This is a genomic window from Pseudomonas palleroniana (assembly GCF_003031675.1).
GTDB lineage: Bacteria > Pseudomonadota > Gammaproteobacteria > Pseudomonadales > Pseudomonadaceae > Aquipseudomonas > Aquipseudomonas palleroniana.
The window spans coordinates 38297-59554 of sequence record NZ_PYWX01000031.1; the positions used below are offsets into that span (position 1 = coordinate 38297).

The window sequence follows — 21258 nt, forward strand, 5'->3', positions numbered from 1 at the left end:
CCCACCTGACAGTAGAGATCAAAGGTGGGAGCGGGCTTGCTCGCGAAAGCAGTGGGCCAGATAACACATGTGTTACTGATAGACCGCTTTCGCGAGCAAGCCCGCTCCCACATTTTTAACCGCGTCGTTGATCAGATCGCTTTAACGTCGATGATTTCAACATCAAAGGTCAAGGTTTTACCGGCCAACGGGTGATTGAAGTCGATGGTCACTTGCGCGTCATCGAAGGTTTTCACCACACCCGGCAGTTCGGTATTCGCCGCATCGTTGAAGATCACCAACAAGCCTTCCGAAAGGTCCATGTCCTGGAACTGCGAACGCGGGATGATCTGCACGTTTTGCGGGTTGGGTTGGCCAAAGGCATTTTCCGGCAGGATCTGCAGGTTGCGCTTGTCGCCAGCCTTGAAGCCGAACAGCGCGGCTTCGAAACCCGGCAGCAGGTTGCCATCACCGACTTTGAAAGTCGCGGGGGCCTTGTCGAACGTGCTGTCGACCGTGTCGCCATTTTCCAGGCGCAGTGCGAAATGCAAAGTGACTTCCGTGTTCTGGCCGATACGTTGTTCAGCCAATACCTGATCAGTCATTGACGGTCTCTCCGGTTTTCTTGCTTTTGAACATGTCCAACGCCAGCATGATCGCACCGACGGTGATGGCGCTGTCGGCAAAGTTGAACGCCGGGAAGTACCAGCGGTTCTGCCAATGCACCAGGATAAAGTCGATCACATGGCCCAAGGCAATGCGGTCGTAGAGGTTGCCCAGCGCGCCGCCCAACACAAGGGCCAGGGCGATAGCCAGCCAGGTGTCATCGCGGCCAAGACGCTTGAGCCAAACTACCAGCACCGCACTGACCACCACCGCGATCAGCGCGAACAGCCAGCGCTGCCAGCCACCGCTATCAGCCAAAAAGCTGAAAGCGGCGCCGGTGTTGTAGGCCAGGGTCCAGCTGAAGTAGTCCGGGATCACCACGATCTGCTGGAACATCTGCAGGGAGCCTTCGAAATGAGCCTTGCTGACCTGGTCGATGACCAGGACCAGCACACTCAGCACGAGCCAGCCCAGACGTCCGAAACGACTGGTGTTAGGCATAGTGGCGAACCTCACCAGCACCCGAGATGTTGTCGACGCAACGACCACAGATTTCCGGATGCTCAGGGTTCACACCGACGTCTTCACGGCAGTGCCAGCAACGGGCGCACTTGGCGAAGGCCGACTTGACCACTTTGAGCTTGAGGCCTGGCACTTCGGTGGCGACTGCATCCGCCGGGGCCTGGGCGAATGGCGCCAGGCTAGCGGTGGAGGTAATCAGCACGAAACGCAGTTCGTTGCTGAGCTTGGCCAGATCGGCAGTCAGGCCTTCTTCGGCAAACAGAGTGACTTCGGCTTGCAGGTTGCCACCGACGGCCTTGGCCGCGCGCTGAACTTCCAGCTCCTTGTTCACCGCAGCCTTGACGGCCATCACGCCTTCCCAGTACTCGCGGCCCAATTCGAAATCAGCCGGCAATTCGGTCAGACCTTCGTACCAGGTGTTGAGCATCACCGATTCGTTGCGCTCGCCTGGCAGGTACTCCCACAGCTCGTCGGCGGTGAAGGCCAGGATCGGCGCGATCCAGCGCACCAGCGCCTCACTGATGTGGTACAGCGCGGTCTGCGCCGAACGACGGGCCTTGCTGTTAGCGCCGGTGGTGTACTGGCGATCCTTGATGATGTCGAGGTAGAAACCACCCAACTCCTGCACGCAGAAGTTGTGGATCTTCGAGTAAACGTTCCAGAAGCGATATTCGCCGTAATGCTCCTGCAACTCGCGCTGCAGCAACAGGGTACGGTCCACGGCCCAACGGTCCAGGGCGAGCATGTCCTCGGACGGCAGGATGTCGGTGGCCGGGTTGAAACCGGTCAGGTTCGACAGCAGGAAGCGTGCGGTGTTACGGATACGGCGGTAGGCGTCGGCACTGCGCTGCAGGATCTGCTCGGACACAGCCATCTCGCCCGAATAGTCGGTCGAGGCCACCCACAGACGCATGATGTCGGCACCCAGGGTGTCATTGACTTTTTGCGGCGCAATCACGTTGCCCAGTGACTTGGACATCTTGCGGCCGTTTTCATCCACCGTGAAACCGTGGGTCAACAGCTCGCGGTACGGAGCGTGGTTATCGATGGCGCAACCGGTCAGCAAGGAAGAGTGGAACCAGCCACGGTGCTGGTCCGAACCTTCCAGGTACAGGTCGGCGCGAGGACCGGTCTCGTGGCCCATCGGGTGCGAACCACGCAGCACGTGCCAGTGGGTGGTGCCCGAGTCGAACCACACGTCGAGGGTATCGCTGATCTTGTCGTACAACGGTGCTTCGTCGCCCAACAGCTCGGCGGCATCAAGCTTGAACCAGGCTTCGATGCCTTCCTGTTCAACGCGCTGGGCCACGACTTCCATCAGCTCAACGGTGCGTGGGTGCAACTCGCCGCTTTCCTTGTTGAGGAAGAACGGGATCGGCACGCCCCAGTTACGCTGACGCGAGATGCACCAGTCCGGGCGGTTGGCGATCATCGAGTGCAGGCGTGCCTGGCCCCAGGCCGGGATGAAGCCGGTGTCTTCGATGGCCTTGAGCGAGCGCACGCGCAGGGTGTCGCCGCTGGCCGGCTCTTTGTCCATGCCGATGAACCACTGCGCGGTGGCGCGGTAGATCAGCGGGGTCTTGTGACGCCAGCAGTGCATGTAGCTGTGTTTGATGGTGTCGGACTTTATCAACGCACCGACTTCGCTCAGCTTCTCGATGATTGCGTGGTCAGCCTTGAAGATGAACTGGCCGCCAAAGAACTCCAGCGATGACACATACACGCCATTGCTTTGCACCGGGTTGATGATGTCATCGTTGGTCAGGCCGTATTTCTTGCAGATCACAAAGTCGTCCACACCATAGGCGGGCGAGCAGTGGACCACGCCGGTACCCGAGCCCAGCTCGACGTAGTCAGCCAGGTAAACCGGCGACAGACGGTCATAGAACGGGTGGCGGAAATTGATCAACTCCAGCGCGGAACCGGTGGTGGTGGCAATCACCGAACCCTGCAGCTCGTAACGGGCCAGGCAGGCTTCAACCATTTCCTCGGCCAGCACCAGCAGGCGGTCACCAACGTCCACCAGGGCGTAAGTGAACTCCGGGTGTACGTTCAGCGCCTGGTTGGCGGGGATGGTCCACGGGGTGGTGGTCCAGATCACGATGGCCGCTGGCTTGCCCAGGCTCGCCAGGCCAAAGGCCTCGGCCAGCTTGGCGTCGTCCGCGATCGGGAAGGCTACGTCGATGGTCGAGGACTTCTTGTCTTCGTACTCGACCTCCGCCTCGGCCAGGGCCGAACCGCAGTCGAAACACCAGTTCACGGGCTTGAGCCCCTTGAACACGAAGCCACCCTTGACGATCTCGGCCAAGGCACGGATTTCACCGGCCTCGTTCTTGAAGTCCATGGTCTTGTAGGGGTTGGCCCAGTCACCCAATACACCCAGGCGGATGAATTCGGACTTCTGCCCTTCGATCTGCTCGGTGGCGTAGGCACGGCACAGTTCGCGGGTTTTATCCGCGCCCAGGTTCTTGCCGTGGGTCACTTCGACCTTGTGCTCGATCGGCAGGCCGTGGCAGTCCCAACCCGGGACATAAGGCGCGTCGAAACCCGAAAGGGTTTTCGAGCGAATGATCATGTCCTTGAGAATCTTGTTCAGCGCATGACCGATGTGAATCGTGCCGTTGGCATAAGGAGGGCCGTCGTGCAGGACGAATTTCGGACGATCCTTGCCAATTTCGCGCAACTTTCCGTACAGGCCAATACTGTCCCAGCGCTGCAGGATCTGCGGTTCGCGCTGTGGCAGGCCGGCCTTCATTGGGAAGGCGGTGTCCGGAAGGTTTAGCGTGGCTTTATAGTCGGTCATTTAAGGCTCTTCGGTTAGCGATGGGCGCTAGGTGCGGCTAGTGCACGGGCGGCGGCGACATCCGCATTGATCGCCGTTTTCAACGCCTCAAGTGAGGCGAAACGCTGCTCTTCACGCAGCTTCTGGTGGAAAACCACCGTCAAACGCCGGTCATACAGATCACCGGCAAAATCCAAAAGGTGTACTTCCAGGTGGGCCTTGCCATCACCTGCAACCGTGGGCCTGACGCCTATATTGGCGACTCCCGGCCACGATTGGCCGTCGATGTCGACGCTCACCAGGTAAACCCCGGTCAGCGGCACACGGCGGCGCTTGAGTTGCACGTTGGCGGTCGGCGTGCCCAGTTGGCGCGCCAGCTTCTGGCCGTGCAATACCCGTCCGGCAATGCGGAACGGACGACCGAGCAGGCGCTCGGCCAAGGCGAAGTCGGCAGCGGCCAGTGCATTACGCACCTGCGTGCTGCTAACGCGCAGCCCGTCCAGTTCGACGGTTTGCGCGGCTTCGACGGTAAAGCCCTGGTTGACGCCGGCCTGTTGCAGGAAATCGAAATCCCCGACACGGTCGCAACCGAAACGGAAGTCGTCGCCGACCTCCAAGTGTTGCACACCCAGGCCATCCACCAGGATACGGTCGACGAATTCGGCGGCGCTAAGGCTTTGCAAACGCTGGTTGAAGGCCAGGCAGAGAACTCGGTCCACGCCCTCTTCAGCCAGCAGTTGCAGTTTGTCGCGCAAGCGGGCCAGACGGGCCGGCGCCGTTTGCGGGGTGAAAAACTCCCGCGGCTGTGGCTCGAAAATCACCACACAGCTGGGCACACCCAACTCGACCGCTCGCTCACGCAGCCGGGCCAGGATAGCCTGGTGACCACGGTGAACACCGTCAAAGTTGCCAATAGTGGCGACGCAGCCCCGATGCTGGGGGCGCAGGTTGTGGAGACCTCGAACCAGCTGCATAACGCGCTTCTTGCTCATAAAGTGGTCGATTATAACCACACCCGGCCCCGGACGACAGGCAACAGCGCAGGCCAAGTGGGTTGATTCGATAAAACACCGGTTTTATTGAGGCAAAGTCCCTAGTTCAGGGACTTGCGATTGAAATCCCGCAGCCGGAAGCCCTGCAGCAGCAACATGCCGAAGTAAACCACAACGCCCGCAACCACCAGCAGGCCCAGGCGCAGGAAGCGTTCCAGCATATGCCCTTCATCCCAGGCGGGCATGAAGTGCATCAAACCCAAGAGCACCGCCGACATCGCGCCCACCGCAACCACCAGCTTGAGCGCAAACAGGCCCCAGCCAGGTTGCGGCTGGAACATCTGCTGCTTGCGCAGTTGATAGAACAGCAGGCCGGCATTGATACAGGCGCCGGCACTGATGGCCAGGGCCAGCCCGGCGTGCGCCAGCGGGCCGATGAATGCAAGGTTGAGCAATTGCGTGACAATCAGCGTGAAGATCGCGATTTTCACCGGCGTACGGATGTTTTGCTGAGCATAGAAGCCCGGCGCCAACACTTTGATCACGATGATGCCAAGCAGACCCACCGAATAGGCAATCAATGCGCGCTGGGTCATGGAGGCGTCAAACGCGCTGAACTGGCCGTACTGGAACAACGCCACCGTCAGCGGTTCAGCCAGGATTCCCAGGGCCAGGGCACACGGCAGCACCAGCACGAAGCACAGGCGCAGCCCCCAGTCGAGAATACGCGAGTACTCCTGGCGGTCCTTGCTGGCATAGGTGCGCGACAGGGTCGGTAGCAAAATCGTGCCCAGGGCCACACCGAGCACGCCGGACGGCAACTCCATCAGGCGATCGGCGTAGTACATCCACGACACCGAACCCGACACCAGCAACGAGGCGAAGGCAGTGTTGATGATCAGGGAAATCTGGCTGACCGATACCCCCAGGATTGCCGGCAACATGTTGCGCATCACGCGCCAGACACCGGTGTCCTTCAGGTTCAAGCGCGGCAGAACGAGCATGCCGATCTTTTTCAGGTGCGGCAGTTGGTACAACAACTGCGCCAGGCCACCGGCCAGCACCGCCCAGCCCAGAGCCATCACGGGTGGATCGAAGTACGGCGTGAGGAATACTGCGAAGATAATCATGCTCACGTTGAGCAAGGTCGGCACGAACGCCGGCACCGAGAACCGGTTCCAGGTATTCAGGATGGCGCCGGCCAGGGATGACAGCGAGATCAGCAATATATAAGGAAAGGTCACCCGCAGCAGATCAGTGGTCAGCGCGAATTTTTCCGGCGTATTGGCAAAACCCGGGGCCGTGGCCCAGATCACCCAGGGTGCAGCGAGCATGCCGGCAATGGTGACCAACATCAAAACCAGCGTCAGCAGGCCCGAGACGTAGGCAATGAAGGTACGGGTTGCCTCTTCGCCCTGCTGGGTCTTGTATTCCGCCAGGATCGGCACGAAGGCCTGGGAAAATGCGCCCTCGGCGAAGATCCGGCGCAGCAGGTTGGGCAGTTTGAAGGCGATAAAGAAGGCGTCCGTGGCCATGCTGGCGCCGAAAATGCGCGCCAACAGAGTGTCACGCACAAACCCCAATACCCGGGAGATCATCGTGATAGAGCTGACCGCAGCCAACGATTTGAGCAGATTCATCGAAAGAGTTTGCGCCTATAGATAAACAGCAGGCGAACAAAGCGCCCACTTATGCGATACTGCGCGCCTGCAACAGCACAGAGCCAAAGCTCGCGAGTTTACAGGTCAAGCGCCGGAAATAAATCACCCGCCTCTTCAGATCGACCACTCAGCAGTTCGCATCAGCCGCCCTTGACAACCCAACAAGTCATCGGCATGATTCGCGGCCTATTTTGTTTGCTATTTCCTAAAAAGTCTTTCGAGGAGCTCGACGGTGGCCAACACACCTTCCGCCAAAAAACGTGCAAAACAGGCTGAGAAGCGTCGCAGCCACAACGCCAGCCTGCGTTCCATGGTTCGTACCTACATCAAGAATGTAGTTAAAGCCATCGACACCAAAGACGCTGCAAAAGCTCAAGCTGCTTACGTTCTGGCTGTGCCTGTTATCGACCGTATGGCCGATAAAGGCATCATCCACAAGAACAAAGCCGCTCGTCACAAGAGCCGCCTGAATGGCCACATCAAGGCTCTGAACGTCGCTGCTGCTGCCTAAGTGGTAACAACTGCAACGCTGGCTTACCGGCGTAACAGTTAAGAAATGCCCCGTACCGAAAGGTCCGGGGCATTTTTGTTTGTGCCTGAAAATCATAGAAACCCGCCCACCATGAAATGCAGGCAAAAAAACGCCCCGAACCAGTCGGGGCGTTTTTTGCTACCAGCCGATCAATGCATCAATCAGTGGTGATGACCGCCCTCACCGTGGACGTGACCGTGAGCCACTTCTTCCTGGGAGGCGTCGCGGATGGCAACGATCTTCACTTTGAAGTTCAGGCGCTGGCCAGCCAGAGGGTGGTTACCGTCGACAGTCACGTCATCGCCATCCAGATCGCGGATAGTGACGATCTGCATTTGGCCGTCCGGTGCGGAGGCGTGGAACTGCATGCCCACTTCCAGCTCGTCGACGCCTTCGAACATGCTGCGGCTCAGGGTGCTGACCAGTTCGGCGGAGTATTCGCCGTAGGCATCTTCAGGTTCAACGGCAACGGTCAGCTCATCGCCGACGCTCTTGCCTTCCAGGGCCTTCTCCAGGCCCGGGATGATGTTGCCTGCGCCTTGCAGGTAGACCAGCGGCGCGCCGCCGGCTGAGCTGTCGATGACCTCACCAGCGTCGTTGGTCAGGGTATAGTCGATGGAGACAGCCTTGTTAGCGGCGATCGTCATGGGGGCGAGACCTTTTGCATAAGAATGAAGAACGGACAAGTCTAAACAAGGATTTGCCCGAAAGCGAACAGAACCCGGACCAACGGGACCGACCAACGGTATCCCTCATCATCGGGTTCCACCAGGATGACGATCAGCATTGGGTCGCCGAGCTCTCCTGCGGCCACACCCAGCACCTGCGCCACCAGCCGCCCTGGCAGTCCCGAGGCTGGGTACTCGATACCACGCAACGCCTTGAAAAAATAGGCCAACCCTTTGCCTGCGGCTGGTGTGCGCAAGGGTCGAATAACGATAATCTTGATGCCTGATTCCCGGCAGGTGCTCAACCATAGAGCACCACCGAAGCCATGCACCTCCAGAGAATTCGCATGCAGACTTTTTTTATCGCGCCCACCGATTTTGGTGTGGGTCTGACCTCCATCAGCCTCGGGCTGGTGCGTACCCTTGAGCGGGCCGGACTGAAAGTCGGCTTCTTCAAACCGATTGCCCAGCCGCACCCTGGCGACACGGGCCCCGAGCGCTCCACCGAACTGGTGGCGCGCACCCACGGCCTGAAACCACCCCAACCCCTGGGCCTGGCCCACGTTGAGCGCATGCTTGGCGACGGCCAGCTCGATGAGCTGCTCGAGGAAATCATCACCCTGTATCAGCAAGCCGCCGTGGGCAAGGACGTGTTGATCGTCGAAGGCATGGTGCCGACCCGCAGCGCGAGCTACGCGGCGCGAGTCAACCTGCACCTGGCCAAAAGCCTCGATGCCGAGGTGATCCTCGTGTCCGCCCCGGAGAACGAAGTACTCACCGAGCTTTCCGGCCGGGTCGAATTGCAGGCGCAACTGTTCGGCGGCCCGAAAGATCCGAAGGTACTGGGCGTGATCCTCAACAAAGTGCGCACCGACGAAAGCATGGAAGCCTTCTCGGCGCGCCTGAAAGAACATTCGCCGTTACTGCGCAGTGGGGATTTCCGCCTGCTCGGCTGCATCCCCTACCAACCCGAGCTCAACGCTCCGCGCACCCGCGACGTCGCCGACCTGATGGGCGCGCAGATCCTCAACGCCGGCGACTATGAAAGCCGGCGCATGACCAAAATCATCATCTGCGCGCGCACCATGCGCAACACTGTGGAACTGCTCAAGCCTGGCGTGCTGGTGGTGACGCCAGGTGATCGCGACGACATCATCCTCGCCGTCAGCCTCGCGGCGATCAACGGCGTGCCCCTGGCCGGGCTGCTGCTGACCAGCGACACCCTGCCCGACCCGCGCATCATGGATTTGTGCCGTGGCGCGCTCCAGGCCGGGCTGCCGGTGTTGTCGGTAAGCACCGGTTCCTACGACACGGCGAACCTGCTCAACAGCCTCAACAAGGAAATCCCGATCGACGACCGCGAGCGCGCCGAGATCATCACCGATTTCGTCGCCAGCCACCTGGATGCACGCTGGCTGCACCAACGTTGCGGTACGCCACGGGAAATGCGCCTGTCGCCGGCGGTGTTCCGTTATCAGCTGATCCAACGCGCCCAGAACGCCAACAAGCGCATCGTGTTGCCCGAGGGCAGCGAACCGCTGACCGTACAAGCAGCCGCCATCTGCCAGGCCCGCGGCATTGCGCGCTGTGTGCTGCTGGCCAAGCCTTCGGATGTGGAGGCCGTCGCCCGCGCCCAGGGTATCGAATTGCCCGAGGGCCTGGAGATTCTCGACCCGGACCTGATACGCCAGCGCTACGTCGAACCCATGGTTGCGCTACGCAAGAGCAAAAGCCTCAACGCGCCGATGGCCGAGCAGCAACTGGAAGACAACGTGGTGATCGCCACCATGATGCTCGCGCTGGATGAAGTGGACGGCCTGGTATCCGGCGTCATTCATTCCACCGCCAATACCATCCGTCCGGCCCTGCAGCTGATTAAGACCGCGCCGGGCTGCACGCTGGTGTCGTCGGTATTCTTCATGCTGTTCCCCGAACAGGTGCTCGTGTACGGCGACTGCGTCATGAACCCGCACCCGAGCGCGGCCGAACTGGCCGAGATCGCGCTGCAAAGCGCCGACTCGGCCGCCGCGTTCGGCATCACCCCGCGCGTGGCGATGATCAGCTACTCCAGCGGTGATTCAGCCAGCGGCGAGGAGGTGGAAAAAGTCCGCGAAGCCACCCTGCTCGCCCACGAACAGCAAAGCTCGCTGCTGATCGATGGCCCGTTGCAGTACGACGCCGCCGCCAACGAAACCGTCGCTCGGCAACTGGCGCCCAATAGCCAGGTCGCCGGTAAAGCCACCGTCTTCGTGTTCCCGGACCTGAACACCGGCAACACCACGCACAAGGCCGTGCAGCGCAGCGCCGACTGCGTGAGCCTGGGGCCGATGCTCCAGGGCTTGCGCAAACCGGTGAACGACCTGCCACGCGGCGCTCAAGTCGACGACATCGTGTACACCATCGCACTGACTGCGATCCAAGCCGCCAACCGCCCCATGGATATTTAAATGCTGGATTTTCTACCTGCCGCCGTGCGCGGGGTCATTGCTTCGCTGCTGCTGGCGTTGAATACGATCCTGCTGTGTTCGTTCCTGTTTATCGTGGCGCTGTTCAAGGCGCTGCCGTTTGCCAAGCGCTTCAGTGAGTGGCTGATGAACCACACCCATGAAGCCTGGGTCACCAACAACAAAGGCTGGATGAACCTGGTGCAGCATACTCGCTGGCACCTGTCCGGCCTTGAGGGCCTGGACTACCAACACTCCTACCTGGTGACCAGCAACCACCAGAGCTGGGTCGACATCATGGTGTTGCAATACGTGCTCAACCGGCGGATTCGCCCGTTGAAGTTTTTCCTCAAGCAGGAGCTGATCTGGGTACCGGTGATTGGCCTGGCGTGGTGGGCGTTGGGCTTCCCGTTCATGAAGCGCTACACCAAGGCTTACCTGGAAAAGCACCCGGAGAAGAAAGGCAAAGACCTGGAAACCACCCGCAAGACCTGCGCGAAGTTTCGTGACAACCCCGTGGGCATCTTCAACTTTGCCGAAGGCACACGGTTTACCCCTGGCAAGCACGCGCAGCAGAATTCACCCTTTCGCTACCTGCTCAAGCCTAAAGCCGGTGGGATTGCGTTTGTGCTGGATGCGATGGGCGAGCAACTGAAGTCACTGGTCAACGTCACCATTCATTACCCGGCCGGGAGCCCGGGGTATTGGGACTTGCTCTGCGGAAATGTGAAGGACGTGGTGGTGCAGTTTGAAGAAGTGCAGATCCCCGCCGCGTTCATCGGCAAGAACTACGAGCAGGATGGGGAGTATCGAACCGCATTCCAGGGCTGGATCAACCAACTCTGGAAGGACAAGGATGCGCTGCTGGACAAGCTGCACACAGAGCACCCAGGCAAAAGGTAATCAAACCTGTGGCAGGGGGCTTGCTCCCGATAGCTGTGGATCAGCCACAAATGGTAATGGCTGATGTACCGCTATCGGGAGCAAGCCCCCTCCCACATTTTTAGATCGCGCCGCGCTGACGCAACAGCTCCAGCACTTGCTTGACGCTCTCTTCCAGCGACAGGGCCTGGGTGTCGATCACCAGATCGGCGTTCAACGGCACGTCATACGGGAAGGATTCGCCAGGGATATTATCCCCACCGGCAGCGTACAAACCTTGCGGATCACGCTCGGCGCACACCAGCGGCGACGCTTGCACATAGACGGTCAGCAGGCGGTCGGCGCCGATCAGCGCCTTGGCCTGTTCACGGCCTTCGGCATCCGGCGCAACGAACGCGGCCAGGGTCAGCAGGCCGGCCTCGTTGAACTGGCGCGCCACGTGGGCGGCACGCCGCCAATTTTCAGTGCGACCGGCACGGTCCTGCGGCAGCCCTTTGTTCAGGTCGTGACGCAGGTTCTGGCCATCCAGCACGAACACTGCACGCCCCATGTCGAACAGCTTGCGCTCAACCGCGTAGGCCAAGGTGCTTTTGCCGGCGCCCGACAGGCCGCTGAACAACACGGTGGCCGGCTGTTGGCCGAAGCGCAACGCACGCTCTTCGGTGGACACATGCGCCAATTTGCCGTGCTGCGCCGCACCGCCATGCCCCACCGGCGGCGCGATGATCATGCCGGCAGCCACGGTGCCATTGGTCAAACGGTCGATGACGATAAACGCACCCGTGGTGCGGTTGCTGTCGTAGCCGTCCAGAGCAATGGCGGCGTCGAGGCTGACCTTGACCCGGCCAATCTCATTGAGTTGCAGCGAACTCGCCGGGCCTTCGGCCAGGGTGTTCACGTCCACGCGGTGCACGATGCTGGTGATGGAACCCGGCACATAGCTGGTGGCGCGCTTGATGTCGTATTTCTTGCCCGGCAGCATCGGCTCTTCAGCCATCCAGACCAGCATGGCGTCGAAGGCGTCGGTCACTTGCGGCACGTTGTCGGCATGTACCAGCAGGTCGCCACGGGAGATGTCGATCTCGTCTTCCATGGTCAGGGTCACGGCCTGGCCCGGGCCTGCGTGCTCCAGCTCGCCTTCGAAGGTGACGATGGATTTGACGCGGCTGCTCTTGCCCGAAGGCAGCACCACCACTTCGTCGCCCTTGTGCACGATGCCGCTGGCCAGGGTGCCGGCAAAACCACGGAAGTTAAGGTTCGGACGATTGACGTACTGCACCGGGAAACGTAAATCGGTGTAGTTGCGGTCGTTGGCGATCTCGACGGTTTCGAGGATCTCCATCAGCGACTGGCCGGTGTACCAGGGCGAGCGCTCGCTCTTGTTCACCACGTTGTCGCCCTTGAGCGCAGACATCGGCACAAATGCCAGGGTGCTCGGCTTGAAGGCGATACCCTCGGCGAACTTCAGGTAATCGGCCTTGATCTGCTCGAATACACCTTGGTCAAAGCCATTGATGTCCATCTTGTTGACGGCCACCACGATGTGTTTGATCCCCAGCAACGAGGCGATAAAGCTGTGGCGACGGGTCTGGGTCTGCACGCCGTAGCGCGCATCGATCAGAATGATCGCCAGGTCACAGGTGGATGCACCGGTGGCCATGTTGCGGGTGTACTGCTCATGGCCGGGAGTGTCGGCGATGATGAATTTGCGCTTGGCGGTGGAGAAATAGCGGTAGGCAACATCGATGGTGATGCCCTGCTCACGCTCAGCCTGCAAACCATCGACCAGCAAGGCCAGGTCGATGTCGTCACCGGTGGTGCCGACTTTCTTCGAATCGCGGGTGATGGCTTCCAGGTGATCCTCGTAGATCATCTTGGAGTCGTGCAGCAGGCGCCCGATCAGGGTGCTCTTGCCGTCGTCGACGTTGCCGCAGGTCAGGAAGCGCAACATTTCCTTGCGCTCGTGCTGGCCCAGGTAGGCGAGGATGTCCTCGCTGATCAAATCAGATTGATGCGACATGACAGCCCCTTAGAAATAACCTTGACGTTTTTTGTCTTCCATCGAGCCGGCACCATCGTGGTCGATGACACGGCCCTGGCGCTCGGAAGTTCGCGTCAGGAGCATTTCCTGAATGATGTCCGTCAGCGTCTCGGCTTCGGACTCCACCGCGCCCGTCAACGGGTAGCAGCCAAGGGTACGGAAACGTACTTTCTTTTTGACGATTCGGGCTTTTTCTTCGTCGGAAAGGTGCTCAAGGATGCGGTCGTCGTCGATCATGATCAACGTGCCGTTCTTCTCGATCACATCGCGTTCGGCGGCGAAATACAGCGGCACGATCGGGATGCCTTCCAGGTAGATGTACTGCCAGATGTCCAGTTCGGTCCAGTTGGACAGCGGGAACACACGGATCGACTCGCCCTTGTTGACGTTGCCGTTGTAGACGTTCCACAGCTCGGGGCGCTGGTTCTTCGGGTCCCAGCGGTGTTTGCTGTCGCGGAACGAGTACACGCGCTCTTTGGCGCGGGATTTCTCTTCATCGCGACGGGCACCGCCAAAGGCTGCGTCGAAACCATGCTTGTCCAGGGCCTGCTTGAGGCCCTCGGTCTTCATGATGTCGGTGTGCTTGGCGCTACCGTGGGTGAATGGGTTGATGCCCTGCGCCACGCCATCCGGGTTGACGTGGGTGATCAGCTCCAGGCCAAGCTCTTGGACCATTTGGTCGCGGAACTTGTACATCTCCTGGAATTTCCAGCGGGTGTCGACGTGCATCACCGGGAACGGCAGCTTGCCCGGAAAGAACGCCTTGCGCGCCAGATGCAGCATCACGGCGGAGTCTTTACCGATCGAGTAGAGCATCACCGGGTTGTCGAACTCGGCGGCGACCTCGCGGATGATGTGGATGCTTTCCGCCTCCAGCTGTTTCAGATGCGTCAGTTTGTCGACCATGGTTACTCACGGAAAAACGATCTTATGGACGGCCAGCGGGCCGTGTTCGAGCGAGGCATGCTAGCACAGCACCTTCTTCTATTCAGGGCGCCAACTAGATCGAAACGGTATATGAATATGCCCCCAGGTTTGGCCTGTGGGAGGGGCTTGCTCTCGATAGCGGCGGCTCAGCCACCCTTCTCAGACTGACACACTGCTATCGCCGGCAAGTCACCCGCCGCACGGCTCAAATCGGGTTCGGGCAGTCAATGAACAAATGTTCCAGGGCGAAACGCCGCGCCAGGTAATCACCCAACGCCTGCACCCCGTAGCGCTCGGTGGCGTGATGGCCGGCGGCGATGAAGCTGATGTTGTTTTCCCGCGCACTGTGAAAGGTCTGCTCGGACGCTTCGCCACTCAGGTACAGGTCGACACCCGCAGCAATCGCCTGGTCGATATAGCCCTGGCCGCCACCGGTACACCAGCCGACACGGCGGATCATTTCACTGCCTTCGATCAGCAGCGGCTCGCGGCCCATGGCATCCTGCACACGGCGCGCGAAATCACGGGGCGACAAGGGCTCGACGAGGGAACCGACCAGGCCGACGACCTTGGGGTTGCTCGGGTCCAGCGGGCCTTCGACGGTGATGTCGAGTTGGCGGGCAAGCTGCACGTTGTTGCCCACATCCGGGTGCAGGTCCAGCGGCAGATGGTAGGCCAGCAAGCTGATGTCGTGTTTGAGCAGGGTTTTCAGGCGGCGCTGCTTCATGCCGGTAATGCACGGGTTCTCACCCTTCCAGAAATACCCATGATGCACCAGTACCAAGTCAGCCTCGGCTTCGACGGCAGCATCCAACAGGGCTTGGCTTGCGGTCACGCCACTGACGATGCGCCGCACTTGCGGGCGACCCTCCACCTGCAGGCCATTGGGGCAGTAATCGGCAATTTTTGCGCTGGCAAGGTAGCGGTCCGCTTCCTCGACGAGGGTGGTAAGGGGGACGGCCATATAAAGACTCCTAAATATCCCGTTCCGAGGCGCTCGCAGCCTCGTATAATGCGCGACATTATGGGCGCTCTCCCGCCCCCTGCAACCTGTCAGGACTTACTTGATGCTCAAGGCACTGCGTTTTTTTGGATGGCCATTGTTGGCTGGCGTGCTGATCGCGATGCTGATTATTCAGCGTTATCCCCAGTGGGTGGGCTTGCCCAGCCTTGATGTCAACCTGCAGCAGGCGCCGCAAACCAGTTCGGTGGTGCAAGGCCCGGTGACTTATGCGGACGCTGTCGTCATCGCCGCGCCTGCCGTGGTCAACCTGTACACCACCAAGGTCATCAACAAGCCGGCGCATCCGTTGTTTGAAGACCCGCAGTTCCGCCGTTACTTCGGTGACAACGACCCCAAGCAGCGCCGCATGGAGTCGAGCCTGGGTTCCGGGGTGATCATGAGCCCCGAAGGCTACATCCTTACCAATAACCACGTGACCAGCGGCGCCGACCAGATCGTCGTGGCCCTGCGCGATGGCCGTGAAACCCTGGCCCGTGTGGTCGGCAGCGACCCGGAAACCGACCTCGCGGTGCTGAAGATCGATTTGAAGAGCCTGCCCTCGATCACCATCGGCCGCTCGGAAGGGCTGCGCGTGGGTGATGTGGCATTGGCCATCGGCAACCCGTTCGGTGTTGGCCAGACGGTAACCATGGGCATCATCAGCGCTACCGGGCGCAACCAGTTGGGGCTCAACAGCTACGAAGACTTCATCCAGACCGACGCGGCGATCAACCCGGGCAACTCCGGCGGCGCGCTGGTGGATGCCAATGGCAACCTGACCGGCATCAACACCGCGATTTTCTCCAAGTCCGGCGGCTCCCAAGGCATCGGTTTTGCGATCCCGGTAAAACTGGCGATGGAAGTGATGAAGTCGATCATCGAGCACGGCCAGGTGATTCGCGGCTGGCTGGGGATCGAAGTCCAGCCGTTGACCAAGGAACTGGCCGAATCCTTTGGCCTGACCGGTCGCCCCGGCATTGTCGTGGCGGGGATCTTCCGCGACGGCCCGGCCCAGAAAGCCGGCCTGCAATTGGGCGATGTGATCCTGAGTATCGATGGCGAGCCGGCCGGTGATGGCCGCAAGTCGATGAACCAGGTAGCACGGATCAAACCGACCGAGAAGGTGACGATCCAGGTCATGCGCAACGGTAAAGAGATCAACCTGTCGGCGGAAATTGGCCTGCGCCCGCCGCCCGCGCCGGTGAAGGAAGAGGGATAAGTCACATCGCAGGTGCCCGTTCGCGGGCACCTGTAAACGGATGTTTCAAAGCAATTCATTCTCATTAGGCATGTTATATTGTTTCAATATCGCTATTGGAACGCTCTACCATGTCGTCTCGAAAGTTTGTGCCCCTGGCCGGCCTGGCCCTGGGTTTGCTGCTGGACCCCGCCTACGCCGAAGACAATACCGTTGAATTGGATGCCATCAGCGTAACCACCGACGCCTATGAATCAGCCACAGGTCCGGTTGAAGGCTATCGCGCCACGCGCTCTGCCAGCGCGACCAAAACTGACACCGCGATTCGCGACATCCCCCAATCGATCAGCGTGATTCCTGCCACGGTGCTCAAGGACCTGGGCAGCCACAATGTTGAGCGCGCCCTGGAATATGCAGGCGGTGTGTCCAAGCAAAACAACTTCGGCGGCCTGACGCTCTACGAATACAGCGTGCGAGGCTTCACCACCTCCGAGTTCTACCAGGACGGTTTCAGCGCCAACCGCGGTTACCCCAGCACACCGGACACGGCCAATATCGAGCGCATTGAAGTGCTCAAGGGCCCTGCTGCCAGCCTGTATGGGCGTGGAGATCCGGGCGGCACCGTCAACATCGTCACCAAGAAACCCCAACCAGATGCCTTCACCACCCTGCAAACCAGCGCCGGCAGTTGGGACCGCTACCGTACCGCCATAGACGTCAATACGCCGCTGGACAGCGAAGGCAACCTACTGTCGCGGGTCAACCTGGCGGTGGAGGACAACCACAGTTTCCGCGATCACGTGGATGCAAAGCGAGTGTTTGTCGCACCGTCCTTCAGCTTTCAACTGACGCCGGACACCCACCTGCTGGTAGAAAGCGAATTCGTACGTCACAGCTCGACATTCGATCGCGGCATCGTCGCCAACACCGGCATGTCCCGCTCCACATTCCTGGGCGAACCCAATGACGGCAATATCCGCAACCACAACAATCGGATCCAGGCCGCTATCGAACACAACCTCGACGACACTTGGCAATTGCGCCTGGCCAGCCATTACAAACAAGGCAGCCTGTGGGGCGATGCCTCGGAAAGCCGGGCACTGAACGCCGACGGCCACACCGTCAACCGCCGCTACCGTGAGCGCTCCACCGGCTGGCACGACAGCATCACCCAACTGGAACTGCGCGGCCGGTTCGATATCGGCAGTTGGCAACACGAACTGCTGATCGGTACCGAGTACGAGGACTACCGCAAGAAGGAACGTGTCACCGCGATTGCCGGTAGCCCTTACGCCATAGACGTCTTCCACCCCGTGTATGGCCAGCCCAAACCCAACGGCACGCGCTCCGGCACAGACTTCTATGAACAAGTCAAAAGCCAGGCGCTGAACCTGCAGGATCAGATCGTCTTCACCGACCGCCTGCGCGGCATGCTTGGCGCGCGTTTGGAGCATGTGGAACAAAGCACTGAAGACTTCACACGCAACCACGCCAAGAGCCGGCAAACCCATGACGCCCTGACCCAGCGCGCCGGCCTACTGTACCAACTCACACCGCAAGTCGGCCTGTTTGCCAACGCTTCTACGTCGTTCAAACCCAATAACGGCCTGGATGCCGGCGGCAAATCATTCAAGCCGGAAGAAGGCGTGGGCTATGAAGTGGGTATCAAGAGCGAGCTGTTCGACGACCGCCTCAGCACCACCCTGGCCGCCTTCCATATCGACAAGGAAAACGTCCTGGCCCTGGACCCGGCCACCGACACGCAGCGCGCCATGGGCAAGGCTCGCAGCCGAGGTTTTGACCTGCAAGCCAGCGGGCAAGTGAGCGACGCCGTACGAGTCATCGGTGCCTTCGCCTACATCGACGCCGAAGTCACCCAGGGTGACAAAGCCATTCCAACCGGCAGCCGCATTCTCGGCGTGGCCAAGCGCAGCGCCAGCCTGCTGGGTGTGTACGAATTCCAGGATGGCGCGCTGCGCGGTTCGGACCTGGGCGCAGCATTCACCTATGTCGGCGACCGCTCCGGGGAAGCGGGCAGCCGCTTCGAATTGCCGGCCTATCACACCGTCGACCTGCTGGCCCATTACAAGGCCAGCGAGCAGATGACCGTGGGCCTGAACCTCAACAACCTGTTCGATGAAAAATACTACGAGCGCTCCTACAGCACCTACTGGGTCACACCCGGCGAGCCGCGCAACCTGACCCTGAGCTTGACCCTCAACCTGTAAAAGGATCTCACCATGCACCCGTTCAAACCCCTCGCCCTGCTTGGCCTGCTCTTCGCCACTCAGGTATCGGCCCATGGCCTATGGACCGAAGAACGTCGCGGCAACATCGAAGTGATCTACGGCCATGGCGCCGAGGACAACGCTTTCAAGGCCCAGAAAATCAGCGGCGCCTGGGCCTACGACGCCGGCGGCAAAATGATCCCGGTGACTGTGCAGCGCCTTGACGATCACGCACGCCTCAAGCCGCTCAAAGCACCGGCGGTATTGGCAGTGGCGCTGGATAACGGCATGTGGTCGCAAACGGCGGATAAACAGTGGATCAACAAAGGGCGTACCCAGGTGCCTGGAGCCATTGAGTCAACGCAGACCTTCAAGTACAGCCTGGCGATCTACACACCTGGCGCCAAGCTGCCCAAGCTGGACGCGCTCAAGCTGCTGATCCTGCCGGAAGCCGACCCGCTGACTGTCGGCCCGGGTCGATCATTGCCCGTGCGAGTGCTGCTCGACGGCAAGCCGGTGGCCGGGGTCAAGCTGGTGGGCGATTATCGCAACGCACCGAACACCTTGAGCACCGAAACCGATAAAGACGGACGTGCCCAGGTGCTGGTGCGCAATGAGGGCTTGAACGTGATCGCCGCGCAGGTGGTCGTGCCGCTCAAGGACAACCCCGACGTGGCGACACGAGGGTTATTCACCTCGCTGACGTTCCTCGGCGAACCCCACCACGAGTAAGGGGGTTCACAGGTCCAAAGGCGCTCTTTCACACAACGTGTTGAGCGCCACTGCCCATTGCGGGTCGTCATTGAGGCACGGCACCAACACCAACTCCTCGCCCCCCGCTTCGCGGAATTGTTCCAACCCGCGATCGCCGATCTCTTCCAGCGTCTCGATGCAATCAGCGACAAACGCCGGGCACATCACCAGCAGCTTTTTAACCCCCTGCTGGGCCAGGGTCTCAAGGCGCGCCTCGGTGTAGGGTTCGATCCACTTCGCCCGGCCCAGCCGCGATTGAAAAGCCACCGACCACTTATCTTCGGGCAGCCCCATGCGCGCGGCAAACTCTCGCGCCACACTGAAGCACTGGCCACGGTAACAAGTCGCCCGCACTTCGGGTGACGCGTTGGCGCAGCAGTCCGTGGCGCCATCAAAGGCATGGCCTGGGTTGAGCTTCTTCAGGTGCCGCTCCGGCAGGCCGTGAAAACTGAACAGCAGGTGATCGTAGTCCTGCTGCAGGTGCGGCTTGGCACTGGCGACCAAGGCATCGAGGTATTCGGGCTGGTCGTAGAAGGGTTGCAGGATGGCAAGGCGCACGTTGAGCTTTTTGTCCCGCATCACCCGCCGCGCCTCTTCCACCACGGTGGTTACGGTGCTGTCGGCAAACTGCGGATACAGCGGCGCCAGGGTGACGTTGCGGATACCTTGGCTCGCCAGCCGGGTCAACACGCTTTCAATCGAGGGCTCGCCATACCGCATGGCCAGCTCGACCGGGCCTTGGGTCCATTGCGCCGTCATCTGCTGCTGCAGGCGACGGCTGAGCACCACCAGCGGGGAGCCTTCTTCCCACCAGATCGAGGCATAAGCGTGGGCCGATTGTTCGGGCCGCTTGATCAGGATCAGCGATACCAGCAAACGCCGCACCGGCCACGGCAGGTCGATCACGTAGGGGTCCATCAGGAACTGATTGAGGTAGCTGCGCACATCGGCCACCGAAGTGGACGCCGGTGAGCCCAGGTTGACCAGTAACAACGCGTGATCCGTCATGCAACATCCTATCTCTAGAGGCGGCTGGACAAATCTTCCAGGGCCGCGTGCAAATCAGTGAACTGAAAAGTGAAACCGGCGGCCAGCAGCCGTTCGGGGACGGCCTTCTGCCCGCCCAGCAACAACCCGGACAACTCGCCCAAACCAACCTTCAACGCCAAGGCCGGCATCGGCATGAATGCGGGGCGGTGCAGCACCTGGCCCAGCGTCTTGGCAAACTCGCGGTTACGCACCGGGTGAGGGGCGCAGGCATTATAAGGACCACTGGCGTCAGGCTTGTGCAGAAGAAAATCAATCAGGGCGATTTGATCTTTGATATGGACCCACGGCATCCATTGCCGACCATCGCCGATCGGCCCGCCCAACGCCAGCTTGAACGGCAGTAGCAACCGCGACAAAAAGCCGCCCTCGGCTGCCAGCACCAGGCCGGTGCGCACCAGCACCACGCGCAGGCCCAATGCTTCGGCGCGCAATGCCGTTTCTTCCCAGGCGATACACAGCTGGCTGGGAAAATCATCCTGCACCGGACCGCTCGCCTCGCTCAGCTCGCGCTCGCCGCCATCGCCATACCAGCCCACCGCAGAGCCGGAAATCAACACGGCCGGTTTCTGCTCGAGGCTTTCCATCCATGCCACCAGGGTTTCGGTGAGGCTGATACGGCTGCTCCACAGCAGCGTCTTGCGCTTCTTCGTCCACGGGCGATCGGCAATCGGCGCGCCGGCCAGGTTAACGACAGCGTCCACCGCGCCGATAACCTCTTGCAGGCTGCCGACACCCAGCACTTGCTCGCCACAGAGTCGGGCGACCTGCTCCGGGTCACGACTCCACACGGTCAGGCGATGGCCTTGAGCGAGCCAATAGCGGCAGAGTTGGCGACCGATCAAACCAGTACCGCCGGTCAGCAAAATATGCATAAGACGCTCCTCATGTAACGTTTGCCGCCCGCCACTGGTCTATTTTATAAGCAGGGTTCATTTGTTATCGGGCGTAGCCGTGGCCTAGAACCGCAGGGTTCCAAGCCTCTGCTTTAAC

At 60.6% G+C, this 21258-nt stretch carries 18 protein-coding genes; 7 read left to right on the forward strand and 11 right to left on the reverse strand.

Features of this window, described 5'->3' with window-relative positions; all coding sequences use genetic code 11:
* Window positions 1–131 precede the first annotated feature (131 nt).
* From fkpB to murJ, 5 genes are all read right to left on the reverse strand, one after another.
* Window positions 132–569, reverse strand: coding sequence for an FKBP-type peptidyl-prolyl cis-trans isomerase (gene fkpB / locus C9383_RS10865; RefSeq protein ID WP_174554049.1), 438 nt, complete (start codon window positions 567–569; stop codon window positions 132–134).
* A gap of 7 nt (window positions 570–576) precedes the next feature.
* Window positions 577–1086: a signal peptidase II gene (gene lspA, locus C9383_RS10870; RefSeq protein ID WP_060754850.1), complete on the reverse strand. Its 510-nt coding sequence runs from the start codon at window positions 1084–1086 to the stop codon at window positions 577–579.
* A complete protein-coding gene (ileS, locus tag C9383_RS10875) occupies window positions 1079–3910 on the reverse strand; it encodes an isoleucine--tRNA ligase (protein WP_090366875.1) in 2832 nt (943 codons plus the stop codon). Before ileS ends, lspA begins: the two co-directional genes overlap by 8 nt.
* Window positions 3911–3924: 14 nt before the next feature.
* On the reverse strand, window positions 3925–4863 hold the full coding sequence (gene ribF, locus C9383_RS10880) for a bifunctional riboflavin kinase/FAD synthetase (protein WP_060754848.1): 939 nt from the start codon (window positions 4861–4863) through the stop codon (window positions 3925–3927).
* Window positions 4864–4982: 119 nt separating this feature from the next.
* Window positions 4983–6521: a murein biosynthesis integral membrane protein MurJ gene (gene murJ, locus C9383_RS10885; RefSeq protein ID WP_090366879.1), complete on the reverse strand. Its 1539-nt coding sequence runs from the start codon at window positions 6519–6521 to the stop codon at window positions 4983–4985.
* Window positions 6522–6774: 253 nt separating this feature from the next.
* On the opposite strand from murJ, the gene rpsT reads away from it, so the two are divergent.
* Window positions 6775–7053 (forward strand): 30S ribosomal protein S20, encoded by a 279-nt coding sequence (rpsT, locus tag C9383_RS10890; RefSeq protein WP_060754846.1) that lies wholly within the window; start codon window positions 6775–6777, stop codon window positions 7051–7053.
* Window positions 7054–7235: 182 nt separating this feature from the next.
* On the opposite strand, the gene C9383_RS10895 is transcribed toward rpsT, so the two are convergent.
* Window positions 7236–7721, reverse strand: coding sequence for an FKBP-type peptidyl-prolyl cis-trans isomerase (locus tag C9383_RS10895; RefSeq protein WP_060754845.1), 486 nt, complete (start codon window positions 7719–7721; stop codon window positions 7236–7238).
* Between the two features lie 14 nt (window positions 7722–7735).
* On the opposite strand from C9383_RS10895, the gene C9383_RS10900 reads away from it, so the two are divergent.
* The 3 genes from C9383_RS10900 to C9383_RS10910 are packed head-to-tail and all read left to right on the forward strand — an operon-like array spanning window position 7736 to window position 11089.
* Window positions 7736–8029, forward strand: coding sequence for a DUF3565 domain-containing protein (locus C9383_RS10900; RefSeq protein ID WP_081087021.1), 294 nt, complete (start codon window positions 7736–7738; stop codon window positions 8027–8029).
* 60 nt (window positions 8030–8089) lie between these two features.
* Window positions 8090–10189 (forward strand): phosphate acetyltransferase, encoded by a 2100-nt coding sequence (gene pta, locus C9383_RS10905; RefSeq protein ID WP_090366881.1) that lies wholly within the window; start codon window positions 8090–8092, stop codon window positions 10187–10189.
* On the forward strand, window positions 10190–11089 hold the full coding sequence (locus tag C9383_RS10910; protein WP_090366883.1) for a 1-acylglycerol-3-phosphate O-acyltransferase, YihG family: 900 nt from the start codon (window positions 10190–10192) through the stop codon (window positions 11087–11089).
* A 100-nt stretch (window positions 11090–11189) separates the two neighbouring features.
* Here C9383_RS10910 and cysN read toward each other — a convergent pair whose 3' ends face one another.
* The 3 genes from cysN to C9383_RS10925 all read right to left on the reverse strand — a co-directional run bounded on the left by cysN (window position 11190) and on the right by C9383_RS10925 (window position 15000).
* Window positions 11190–13088, reverse strand: coding sequence for a sulfate adenylyltransferase subunit CysN (gene cysN / locus C9383_RS10915; protein ID WP_090366885.1), 1899 nt, complete (start codon window positions 13086–13088; stop codon window positions 11190–11192).
* Between the two features lie 9 nt (window positions 13089–13097).
* On the reverse strand, window positions 13098–14015 hold the full coding sequence (gene cysD, locus C9383_RS10920; protein ID WP_060754841.1) for a sulfate adenylyltransferase subunit CysD: 918 nt from the start codon (window positions 14013–14015) through the stop codon (window positions 13098–13100).
* Window positions 14016–14241: 226 nt separating this feature from the next.
* Window positions 14242–15000, reverse strand: a complete 759-nt coding sequence (locus C9383_RS10925) for a Nif3-like dinuclear metal center hexameric protein (RefSeq protein WP_060754840.1) — start codon at window positions 14998–15000, stop codon at window positions 14242–14244.
* 103 nt (window positions 15001–15103) lie between these two features.
* Here C9383_RS10925 and algW point away from each other — a divergent pair, with 103 nt between their 5' ends.
* From algW to C9383_RS10940, 3 genes are all read left to right on the forward strand, one after another.
* Complete coding sequence (gene algW, locus C9383_RS10930; protein WP_060754839.1) at window positions 15104–16258, forward strand: Do family serine endopeptidase AlgW; 1155 nt, start codon at window positions 15104–15106, stop codon at window positions 16256–16258.
* Between the two features lie 110 nt (window positions 16259–16368).
* Window positions 16369–18465 carry a TonB-dependent siderophore receptor gene (locus C9383_RS10935; RefSeq protein ID WP_090366887.1) on the forward strand — a complete coding sequence of 699 codons (2097 nt, stop codon included), beginning with the start codon at window positions 16369–16371 and terminating at the stop codon, window positions 18463–18465.
* Window positions 18466–18477: 12 nt separating this feature from the next.
* Window positions 18478–19197, forward strand: coding sequence for a DUF4198 domain-containing protein (locus C9383_RS10940; RefSeq protein WP_090366889.1), 720 nt, complete (start codon window positions 18478–18480; stop codon window positions 19195–19197).
* Between the two features lie 6 nt (window positions 19198–19203).
* Here C9383_RS10940 and hemH read toward each other — a convergent pair whose 3' ends face one another.
* Together hemH and C9383_RS10950 are read right to left on the reverse strand one after the other, a co-directional pair.
* Window positions 19204–20226: a ferrochelatase gene (gene hemH, locus C9383_RS10945; RefSeq protein ID WP_090366891.1), complete on the reverse strand. Its 1023-nt coding sequence runs from the start codon at window positions 20224–20226 to the stop codon at window positions 19204–19206.
* A gap of 14 nt (window positions 20227–20240) precedes the next feature.
* Window positions 20241–21140, reverse strand: coding sequence for a TIGR01777 family oxidoreductase (locus C9383_RS10950; RefSeq protein ID WP_090366893.1), 900 nt, complete (start codon window positions 21138–21140; stop codon window positions 20241–20243).
* Between the last annotated feature and the right edge of the window lie 118 nt (window positions 21141–21258).